The 9,850-nt window shown below is 66.8% G+C and carries 9 protein-coding genes; 2 read left to right on the forward strand and 7 right to left on the reverse strand.

The window, feature by feature from the left end; translation table 11 throughout:
• Positions 1-43: 43 nt before the first annotated feature.
• From ABIA45_RS05420 to ABIA45_RS05435, 4 genes are all read right to left on the reverse strand, one after another.
• Positions 44-1,255 carry an ABC transporter substrate-binding protein gene (locus tag ABIA45_RS05420; protein ID WP_271544387.1) on the reverse strand — a complete coding sequence of 404 codons (1,212 nt, stop codon included), beginning with the start codon at positions 1,253-1,255 and terminating at the stop codon, positions 44-46.
• A 42-nt stretch (positions 1,256-1,297) separates the two neighbouring features.
• Positions 1,298-2,149: a fumarylacetoacetate hydrolase family protein gene (locus tag ABIA45_RS05425; protein WP_404651280.1), complete on the reverse strand. Its 852-nt coding sequence runs from the start codon at positions 2,147-2,149 to the stop codon at positions 1,298-1,300.
• A gap of 23 nt (positions 2,150-2,172) precedes the next feature.
• Positions 2,173-3,696, reverse strand: coding sequence for a bifunctional 3-(3-hydroxy-phenyl)propionate/3-hydroxycinnamic acid hydroxylase (locus ABIA45_RS05430; protein ID WP_271544383.1), 1,524 nt, complete (start codon positions 3,694-3,696; stop codon positions 2,173-2,175).
• Positions 3,697-3,768: 72 nt separating this feature from the next.
• Positions 3,769-4,560, reverse strand: a complete 792-nt coding sequence (locus ABIA45_RS05435) for a DNA-binding transcriptional regulator (protein WP_404651282.1) — start codon at positions 4,558-4,560, stop codon at positions 3,769-3,771.
• 148 nt (positions 4,561-4,708) lie between these two features.
• Between ABIA45_RS05435 and ABIA45_RS05440 the strand changes: the two genes are divergently transcribed.
• Positions 4,709-5,692, forward strand: a complete 984-nt coding sequence (locus tag ABIA45_RS05440) for a VOC family protein (protein WP_404651284.1) — start codon at positions 4,709-4,711, stop codon at positions 5,690-5,692.
• An 18-nt stretch (positions 5,693-5,710) separates the two neighbouring features.
• Here the strand turns inward: ABIA45_RS05440 and ABIA45_RS05445 are convergent, their stop codons facing one another.
• Positions 5,711-6,373 (reverse strand): response regulator transcription factor, encoded by a 663-nt coding sequence (locus ABIA45_RS05445; RefSeq protein ID WP_157280462.1) that lies wholly within the window; start codon positions 6,371-6,373, stop codon positions 5,711-5,713.
• A complete protein-coding gene (locus tag ABIA45_RS05450) occupies positions 6,370-7,752 on the reverse strand; it encodes a histidine kinase (protein ID WP_404651286.1) in 1,383 nt (460 codons plus the stop codon). The genes ABIA45_RS05445 and ABIA45_RS05450 overlap by 4 nt, the downstream gene beginning before the upstream one ends.
• 186 nt (positions 7,753-7,938) lie before the next feature.
• Between ABIA45_RS05450 and ABIA45_RS05455 the strand changes: the two genes are divergently transcribed.
• Positions 7,939-8,823, forward strand: a complete 885-nt coding sequence (locus ABIA45_RS05455) for a DUF2380 domain-containing protein (protein WP_404651288.1) — start codon at positions 7,939-7,941, stop codon at positions 8,821-8,823.
• Here ABIA45_RS05455 and ABIA45_RS05460 read toward each other — a convergent pair.
• Positions 8,813-9,844 (reverse strand): L-idonate 5-dehydrogenase, encoded by a 1,032-nt coding sequence (locus tag ABIA45_RS05460; protein WP_404651290.1) that lies wholly within the window; start codon positions 9,842-9,844, stop codon positions 8,813-8,815. The genes ABIA45_RS05455 and ABIA45_RS05460 overlap by 11 nt on opposite strands.
• Positions 9,845-9,850: the final 6 nt, after the last annotated feature.

Genomic DNA, 9,850 nt, shown 5'->3' on the forward strand with positions numbered 1-9,850 from the left:
GCGTTCTTTGAAGCGAAGCGGTATCCACTTCGCATCAGAGGGCTTACTTGCCGACCAGGCTGCATTTGCTGCGATCGAGCGGGCGGAAGGCCTGGTCGGGCGGGATCGTCGCGACCAGCTTGACGAAGTCCCACGGGCCCTTGGATTCCTCGGGTGTCTTGACCTGCACCAGATAGAGATCGTGCACCATGCGTTGGTCCTCGCGGATGCGGCCGTTGGGGGTGTAGGCGTCCGACACCGGCGTCGCCTTCATCTTGGCCATCACGATGGCGCTCTCGTCGGAACCGGTGTCCTTGATAGCCTGCAGATAGTGGCGTACGGCGGAGTAGACGCCGGCCTGGATCTGCGAGGGCATCGCCTTGCGGCGAGCATAGAACGCATCGGAGAATTTCCGGGCGGCCGGCGAGACATCCTCGAAGAAGGAGGTGACGATGAGATCGCCGCGCGTTGCTTTGAGCCCGACCGCTTCGATGTCGACGTTCTGGAACGACATCGGCACGATCTTCATGCCTTGGCTGGCGAGGCCGAATTCCTCGGCCTGCTTGATCGCCGTTGCATTATCGCCGGCAACGTTGATGGCCAGGATCTTGGCGCCCGACGACTGCGCCTGGAGCAGGAATGAGCTGTAATCGGGCGTGCCGAGCTGCGCCTTGACGCTGCCGGCGACCTTGCCGCCGAGTGCGGCGATGCGCTCGCGTGCGGTCACCTCGATCGAATGGCCGAAGGCGTAGTCGCCGGTGATGAAGAACCAGGGCTCCTTGCTGGTCTGCATGATGCCGGAGACCACGGCGGTCGCGGTGGAATAGGCGTCCTGGGTCCATTGCACGCTGGTCGGCGCGCACGCTTCATCGGTCAGCTGGTTCGCGCCGGCGCCGGAGATGAGGAATATCTTGCCGTTGCTGCGCACCAACTCCTGCACCGCCAGCGCCGAGCCGGAGCTGCCGCCATCGGCGACGGCCTGGACCCCGTCGCTGAACCATTTTCGCGCCAGCGATGCGGCGAGATCCGGCTTGTTCTGGTGATCGGCCTGCAAGATCTCGATCGGCTTGCCGTTGATCTTGCCGCCGAACTCCTCGGCGGCCATTCGCGCCGCTTCGACCGAGCCCGGACCCATGGCGGTCGCGAACACGCCGTTCATGTCCGTGAGGACGCCGATGCGGATGGCCTCGCCCTTGATCTCGGCCCGCGCGGGGAGGGGCGCGAGCGCAAGTGCGATCAGGAGGGTGGCGACGGAGGTGGTGCGGGTCGTGCCCATGGCGTTTCCTTGATGTTATCGTTGATTGATCGATGTTGACGGTCAGGCCGGTTCGGCGATCACCGTGTTGCGCAGGATGCCGATGCCGGAAATCTCGACCTCGACAGTGTCGCCGGGGCGCATCCACAGCGGCGGCGTGCGCTTGGCGCCGACACCGCCCGGCGTGCCCGTGACAATGACGTCACCGGGCACGAGCGGGCAGATGGTGGAGATGTAGGCGATCAGCTCGGGGATGGCGGTGATCAGGAGATCCGTCGTGGTGTCCTGCACGACATTGCCGTTCAGCCTTGTCTGCAAGGTGAGCTTCGACGGATCCGGAATCTCGTCGGTCGTCACCAGCCACGGACCGAAACTGCCGCTCTCGGCAAAGGTCTTGCCGGCGAGGAATTGGCTGGTGTGGCGCTGCCAGTCGCGGATGCTGCCTTCGTTGTAGCAGGAATAGCCGGCGACGTGATCGAGCGCGCGGTCGGCCGGGATGTGACGGCCCGCTTTGCCGATGACGAGCGCGAGCTCGCCTTCGTAGTCGAAGTCGTCGCTCACCCCAGGTTTGACGATGGGCTGGAGATGGCCGACCTGGCTACAGGCAAATCGCGCAAACAGCGCCGGCTTTTCGGTGACGGTGCGGCCGGTTTCGGCGACGTGATCGCGATAGTTGAGGCCGACGCAGATGATCTTGCCGGGATCGGGAATCACGGGCGCGAAGCTGATCTTGTCGAGCGGATGATCAGGGGCCGCGGAGGCGGCCAGCCTTGCCGCCTCGGCGAGCCGACCGGTTTCGAACAGCTGCCGCAGCGTGGCGCACCCCGCCATCCGCGCGCCGAGATCGACGACACCATTCTCCTTGACGGCGCCGAAGGTGGGGCGTCCATCCACACTGAATGAGAGCAGCTTCATGAAATGTCCTTGAGAGGGTTCGGTCAGGCCGCGGAGGGCGCTTGGGCTGAGGGAATTTGGGTTGGAGGCGCGATGGCGGCGATGAGGCGGTCGAGCTCGGTCTCGTTGCGGGCGGAGCCGCGGATGTAACGGTCGGGGCGAACGAGTGCGGCAATGATGCCGTGCTCGCGCAGCCAGGGCCCAAGGCCGTTGGTATCGTCGCTGGTCAGGATCTTGATCTCCGTCTGCGACAGCGCGAGACGCGATGAGAGTGCCGCCGCCGTCTCGACGAGCAGCACGTGGCTGTAGCCGGTCCGGTCATCGCTGCGGCTGGCGTCGGTCAACGTGAACTGCGGCGCGAGATGTCCGGCGAGCGGCGGGTCGCCGAACGCGAGTCCAGGGCCGAGCAGGGGCTTCTTCACGTCCAGCTTGACCGGCGCGTTCTCGCGCGCTTCGCCGGCAGCAAGGCCGGCCTCGATCGCCTTGGTGTTGATGACACCGCCGAGGCGAATGGCGAGCGCGATGAACTCGCGCACATGCGGCAGCCGTTCGCTCTGATAGGTGTCGAGCAGATCGGGCGCGGCGCCTTCGCGGATCACGCTCGCCAGCTTCCAGGCGAGGTTGGCGGCATCGCGGATGCCGGCGCACATGCCCTGGCCGAGGAAGGGCGGGGTCTGGTGCGCGGAATCGCCGGCAAGCAGCAATCGCCCGTTCCGCCATTGCTGCGCGATGACCGAATGGAACGTGTAGACAGAAGCGCGCTCGATCTCGGCATCGTCGGGCGTGATCCAGCGCGACAGCAGCTCCCAGACTTTCGCGGGTTGCGCGACCTCCTGCGAATCCTCGTCCGGGAGAACCGTGATCTCCCAGCGCCGCCGCGTGCCGGTGCCGCGCACGTAGGTTGCGGGCCGGCGGGGATCGCAATGCTGGAGGCTGTAGTCGCCGAGGTCGTCGCGCGCGCGCTTGAGCAGAACGTCGATCACGAGCCAGCGCTCGTGGAAGCCGAGGTCGTCCATGCCAGAACCGATGAAGCGGCGCACCAGCGAGCGGGCGCCGTCGCAGCCGATCACGTAACCGGCCCGGACCTCGCTGAGCCTCCCGTTGGAGAGGTCTTCACAGCGGACGCGCACGCCGTGCTCGTCCTGATCGAGCGCGAACACCTCGCAGCGATTGCGCAAGGTGACGTGCGGCCACCGGGCGAGGCCGCCGATCAACACGTCCTCCAGATCCGGCTGGTGGAAGCGGTAGCTGAGATGCCAGCCCATCGGCGTCAGCGTTTGCGGACGGGACCAGTCCAGCAGCATGCGGCCGGCTGCATCGAGAAACAGCATGCCGGGACTGAGAATGACGTGCGGCAGGATCGCCTCGGCAAGCCCGATGGTCTGGAACACGCGCATGCATTCATCGTCGAAATGCACCGCGCGCGGCAGATGATAGGTCCGCGCCTCGCGCTCCAGCACCAGCGTCCGCACGCCGCACAGGCCGAGCAGGTTGGCGAGCGTGGCGCCTACCGGCCCGCGGCCGACGATCACGACGTCAAACTCTTCAGATGTGGATTTATCTTGCATGGGGTATCTCTTCCCCAAGCAGGGCCAGCGCTTCAACGCCGGCGTGGCAAGTGTCCGCCCAGCGGACGGCCTCTATTCCGCAACAGGAATGGCCGACGCCGTTTCCAGCAGCTGGCTCGCAAACTGCGCGACCGCTTCCTCGATCCCCAGCGCCGAGCGGATCCAGATGATCGAGATGCAGCCGAATACGACGCCGTCCCGCACGATGGCAACGGCGATCGACGCCGTCTTGGGATTGTATTCGCCCTCGCTGCGGATGGCGTAGCCTCGCGCGGCGGTCTCAGCGATCATGCGGTCGAGCCGGCCCTGGTCGAGGAAGGGGCGGTCGTCGGCCTCATCGATGCGGCGGAGATGATTGATGATGAGATCGCGTTCGCGCGCCGGGCAGGCGGCGAGATAGGCGCGGCCCGCAGACGTGCGCAGCATCGGCAGGCGCTTGCCGATCATGCCGCGATCGATCGAAAGCGGGCTGCGAGAGTGCGTGGTCTCCTGCACCACCATCGCCGCGTTCTCGTAAGTCGAGAGATCAACGGGCCAGACCAGTTTCTTGCTGAGATCGGCAAGATAAGGCGCCGCCGCCTGGCAGATCACCACGCCGGGATCATAGCCGTCGCCAAGGCTCAATGCGCGCCGGGTGACCCGAAACCGGTCGTCGCTGGCGCTGCGGGCGATATAGCCGAGCTCCTCCAGGGTTTCGAGGAGGCGGTAGACGGTGGGTCGGGGCAGGTCGAGCGCGCGGGCGACGTCGCCGGCGCGGATGCCGCCGGAGCGGTTGACCTCGTGCAGCACGTCGAGCCCGCGCTTGAAGGCGCGGACGCCCTCAGACTGCCGAGGCTGGCCGTTCCGCGTCCGCTCCTTGGACACTTCCTATTTCCTCCCTTGTGGCACATCGCGGCGCGCTTATTGTCGCCTGCGAACGCGAGGCGATTGCGGAACGCCACCGTAGGATCGCGCGCGGCCGGTATCAAGCTCGCCGCAGTACGGCGACCGCGATGCCTCCGGGAGGAATTCGATGGAAATCGCAGCGCTCGGCTATATCGGAATCAGTTCATCCCAGCTCGACCAGTGGAGCCGGATGGCGACCGGCCTGCTCGGCATGCAGCAGGTCGATCGCGGCGGCAAGATGCGGGCCTTCCGCATGGACGACCGCAAGCAGCGGCTGATCGTCGACGGTGGCAGCGATGCCGGTCTTGCGGTGATGGGATGGGAAGTTCCTTCGACCGCCGAACTGGATAAGCTGGCAGGGCGGCTCGAAAGCCATGGCATCAAGGTGGCGAAGGGCTCGCGCGCACTCGCTGACGAGCGGCATGTCGCCGAGCTGATCGCGTTCACTGACCCCGCCGGCAACCGGCTGGAGGCTTTTTGCAAGCCGGAGCTTGCGAGCGAGCCGTTCAGGCCAGGCCGTCCGATCTCGGGCTTCCGCACCGGGGCGCTCGGCATGGGGCATGTCGTGCTCAACGTGGAGAATGTCGAGATGCTGTTGCCGTTCTATCGCGACGTGCTCGGCTTTCACGTCTCCGATTTCGCGCTGAAGCCTTACGGGCTTTATTTCTTCCACGTCAACGGCCGCCACCACTCCTTTGCGATGGTCGGCTCGGGACGGAAGGCGATGCATCATTTCATGGTAGAGCTCGGCTGCCTCGATGATGTCGGGCAGGGCTACGACCTCGCGCAGATGGACGAGGGACGCATCGCCTACACACTGGGCCGGCACACCAATGACCACATGACCTCGTTCTACGTGAATACGCCGTCCGGCTTCTTCATCGAATATGGCTGGGGCGGACGCGTCATCGATCCCGAAAACTGGCAGCCGCACGAGACCTTTGATGGGCCCTCCCTTTGGGGCCACGAGCGGCTGCATATGCCGGAAGAGCAGCGCACGCGATTGCGCGACATGCGGCTCGACGCGGCTGCCCGCGGCGTGCGCGTCGCCGATCCGCGCGTGCCGCCGCTCAATTGCGCGTGGCTGGACTCGGTGGTCGCGCGTGAGTGATCTGCGGCGACGCCGCGATCAGGCTTCGCCGAGATCGACCTCGGTCAAGATGCCCTGGCGCAGCGCCAGGCGGACCAGCTCGATGTCGGAGCCGACGCCGAGCTTGTCCTTGATCAGCGAGTGCAGGTTCGCCACCGTCTTCGGGCTGACATGCAGCGTCTCGGCGATCTCCTCCGTCGTGTTCTCGGCGAGCAGCAACCGCAGCACCTCGAATTCGCGCGGCGTCAAGACGTCGGCGGCGGAGGTTTCGCCGCTGATGCGGCTCAGCGCAAGCTCGTGGTCGATGTCAGGGCTGATGGCAATCTTGCCGGCGAGCACGTCCTTGACCGCGCGCACCAAGGTCTCGGGCGGGCTGGTCTTGGTCACGTAACCCCGTGCACCGGCGCGGATCGCCTGCACGGCAAAGCCGGCATTCTCGTGCATGGTGAAAACGAGGATTCGCGCCGCCTTGTCCCACTGCCGGATCCGCCTGACGGCCTCGATGCCGCCGATGCCGGGCATGCTGAGGTCCATGATGACGAGATCGGGCGTCTCGGATTTGTAGAGGCGATAGGCTTCCGCTCCGTCGGCCGCCTCAGCGACGACGCGCAGGCCCGGCTGCTTCTGCAGCACCGAGCGATAGCCCTCGCGGACGACGGAATGGTCGTCGACCAGCAGGATGGTCGCATCCGCCGCACTCATGCCGCGTGCTCCAGGGCCTCAGACGCGGCAGCCGCGAGCGGAATAAATACGCGCAGCGAGGAGCCCTCTGGGCTGGTCTCGAAGCTGAGCCGGCCGCGAAGCGCGGCGACGCGCTCGCGCATGCCGAGCAGGCCCATGCCCGATTTGGCCGAAGCCTCGTTCGGCCGGCCGTCGTCTTCGACCACGAGGGCAATCTCGCTTCCGGTCGCCGTCAGATGCAGGCTGACCCTTGTTGCGCCGGCATGCTTGGCCGCATTGGTGAGCGCCTCCTGCACGATCCGATAGAGATTGGCGCTGACGTCGGCGGGCACGCTGTCGAAGGCGCCGTCGAACCGGATCTCGAAGCGGGGCTGGCCGCGGCTGCGGCCGTTCCACCCCGAGACCAGACCTTCGAGGCTGGCGACGAGGCCGAGTTCGTCGACATCGGGCGGCCGCAGCCGGAACAGTGCGCCGCGCAGCGTCTCCATCATGCCGGTCGCGGTGCGGGCAATGCTGTCGCATTCGCTGAGCAGGTCGGGACAGTCCTGCGCCGCAGTCTGGCGGGCGGATGCGGCCAGCGCGCGGATCGCGGCGAGGGACTGGCCGAATTCGTCGTGCAGTTCGCGGGCGAGATGGCGGCGCTCCTCGTCCTGGAGCGCGATCAGCTTCCGCGTCAGCTCGTTGCGCTCGGCAAGCGCCGTGTCGAGGCTTTCGGCGAGGTGGTTGAAGACGTCGCGGATAGCGGAGAGCTCGGCGAGATCGAACGGCGGCAGCCGCGTGGTGAGGTCGCCGGCGGCGATGCGTTCGAGGCCGCTGCCGATCATGCGGGTGGGCCGCAGAGCGCGGGCCAGTGCGGCATAGACCAGCGCACAGAGCAGCGGCAGCGCGATCGCAAGCGCGATCATCAGGCGGCCGGCCTCGTGCCAGGCCTCCGCCGTCTGCACCGCCGGATCGATCGAGACCACGGTCTCGCCGAGCTTGGTTCCGCGCACGATCACGGGCCGCGCCGCCTCGCGGCCGGGGTCGAACAGGCTGCGATAGAAGGCGGAGAAGGCTTGCGGCGGCGGGCTCGCCGGGGCAGGCGCGCCGCTACAGAAGCGCTGCAGCATGTCGCCGCTCGCGCTGCGGAAGCCGAGGCAGAGGCCGGGCGTCATCACATGGGCCGACACCGGGTCGAGGTCCGGAAAGTCCGAGCGGGCGCTCGCCCCCCATTGCACCTTGCCTTGCTGCAGCTCCAGCGTCTTGGCCACGATGGCGGCGATCCCGTCGATCCGCGCATGCGCGGCGTTATCGGCGGCGACGAGGAAATAGGTCGAGATCACGGCGAAGCAGGCAGCCGAGATCGCGGCCACGCGCAGCGTCAGACGGACCTTGAGATCGAATCTCGGGCGATTCCACATCGGCTTGCACCTGGTGCGAACGGGCTTGTCGCGCCTCATTAAAGGGCAGAACGCCGGCGGCGGGAAGCGTTCCCGACTTGCCGCACCGCAATGTCGTGAAAATTTCCCGGCATTGGTCGGGATAGTGGCAGCTGCGGGGCCTCAGGCGGCCCATCCAGATTTGCGTTGCATCCACGAGGTCCGTTCATGCACCGCTGCCGGCTGGTTCTCTCTGCCTGTCTCCTCCTCGTCCTCTCTTGCTCGCCCCTCGCTGCGCAGGCCGCCATCGGCGTCGCCATGGACGATTTCAGCTACACCGATACTTCGGGCGAGCCGACCGACCAGACCGCGGCCCACGAGCGGCGGCTGGCGGCGTTCATGGCCGCGCTTCGAAGGGACATTGAGGCAGACCAGCGCTACCGCTTGGTGCGATCCGCCCAGGACGGAGCGGTGTTCAAGGTGGTCGGCGGCATTCAGAAGACGAGCACGCTGGTGCAATGGGCCAAGGTCGCCGTGATCGACGTCGGCGCCAAGACGCTCGTGCTGGACAAGCTCTACAGCTTCCGCGGCGACAATGACCAAGCATGGGAGCGCGCCCAGATGTTCGTGTCCCGCGAGATCATGGCCGCGCTCGGCGCGCCTGCGCCGGTCGCGCTGGCCGTGTTCGATTTCGAGCTCGAGGACATGACGGCCGCCTCAGCGGGGGCATCTGCTGCGTCAGATGCGTCTTATCTCGCAGAGGTCACTGGCGGTGTGCGCGAGGCGCTCGGCCAATCCGGCCGTTACCGCATCGTCGAGGTCGGCGCAGAGGCGGGGAAGGCCGGCGCTTTGCGGGATTGCGGCGGCTGCGAGGCCTCCATTGCGCGCAAGCTCGGCGCGGACCAATCACTGATCGGCGTGGTGCGCCGCGTCAGCCGCACCGAATACACGCTTGGTTTCCAGGTGCGCGATGCCAGGACAGGCGCGGTGCTGGCGCGCGGCGACAGCGGACTGCGCATGGGCGCGGACTATTCGTGGAAGCGCGGGGCCGTGCGGCTGGTCACCGACCGGCTGATCGAGGGGCAACAGGCCAACGACGCGCCTAGAAGGTAAGCTGGACCTTCATCGACTGCGCGCGGTCGCTGGCGAGCTCGAAGGCGGCGACCGCGTTCTCGAACGGCATGGTGGCCGTGATTAGCGGCTTGACGTCAATCAGGCCTTCGCCCATCAGGCGCACCGCCAGCTCGAACTCGGGATCGAAGCGGAATGTGCCGCGCAGCTGCAATTCCTTGGCGACGATGGAGTTGATCGGCAGCGTCATCTCGCCGCCGAGGCCGAGCTGCACCAGCGTCGCGCCGGGCCTCAGCACGTCGAGCGCGGTGCGGAGCGCGGCCTGGTTGCCGGAGGCCTCGAACAGCGTGTCGAACACGCCCTTGCCGGCGCGCCAGGAATCGAGCGCAGTGGCATTGGTCGCGACGTTGATGGCATGCGTGGCGCCGAGCTTTTTCGCGACCGCGAGCGGGGCGTCGGCCACATCGGTGACAACGATCTCCGACGCGCCGCCGAAGCGCGAGACCAAAATCATCAGCGCGCCGATCGGACCGCAGCCGGTGATCAGCACGCGCTTGCCGAGCAGGGGACCGGCCTGCTTGCCGGCATGCAGGCACACCGCAAGCGGCTCGGCGACCGCGGCTTCCGCCAGCGACAGCTTGTCTGAGATCGGCACGGCCTGCGTCGCGTCGATCGTGATGAACTCGCGAAAGCCGCCCTGCACATGGGGAAAGCGCATCGCGCTGCCGAGGAAGCGCATGTCGAGGCACTGGTTGCGCATGCCTTCCTGGCAATGCAGGCAAGCCCCGCACGGCTTGCTCGGGTTGACCGCGACGCGCGTGCCCGGCCTGACATTGGCGACGCCGTCACCGACGTCAGCGACGATGCCGGCGATCTCGTGACCCAGGGCCATCGGTTGCTGAATCCGCACGACACCGAAGCCGCCGTGATGATAGTAGTGCAGATCGGAGCCGCAGATTCCGCCATTGGCGATCTTGACGCGGACCTCGCCAGGGCCGGGGGCGGGATCGGCATAGTTGTCGATCCGTAGGTCCTTCGGGGCGTGGATGACGACGGCGCGCATGGCTTG

Source organism: Bradyrhizobium sp. USDA 336 (assembly GCF_044908355.1).
Lineage (GTDB): Bacteria > Pseudomonadota > Alphaproteobacteria > Rhizobiales > Xanthobacteraceae > Bradyrhizobium > Bradyrhizobium yuanmingense.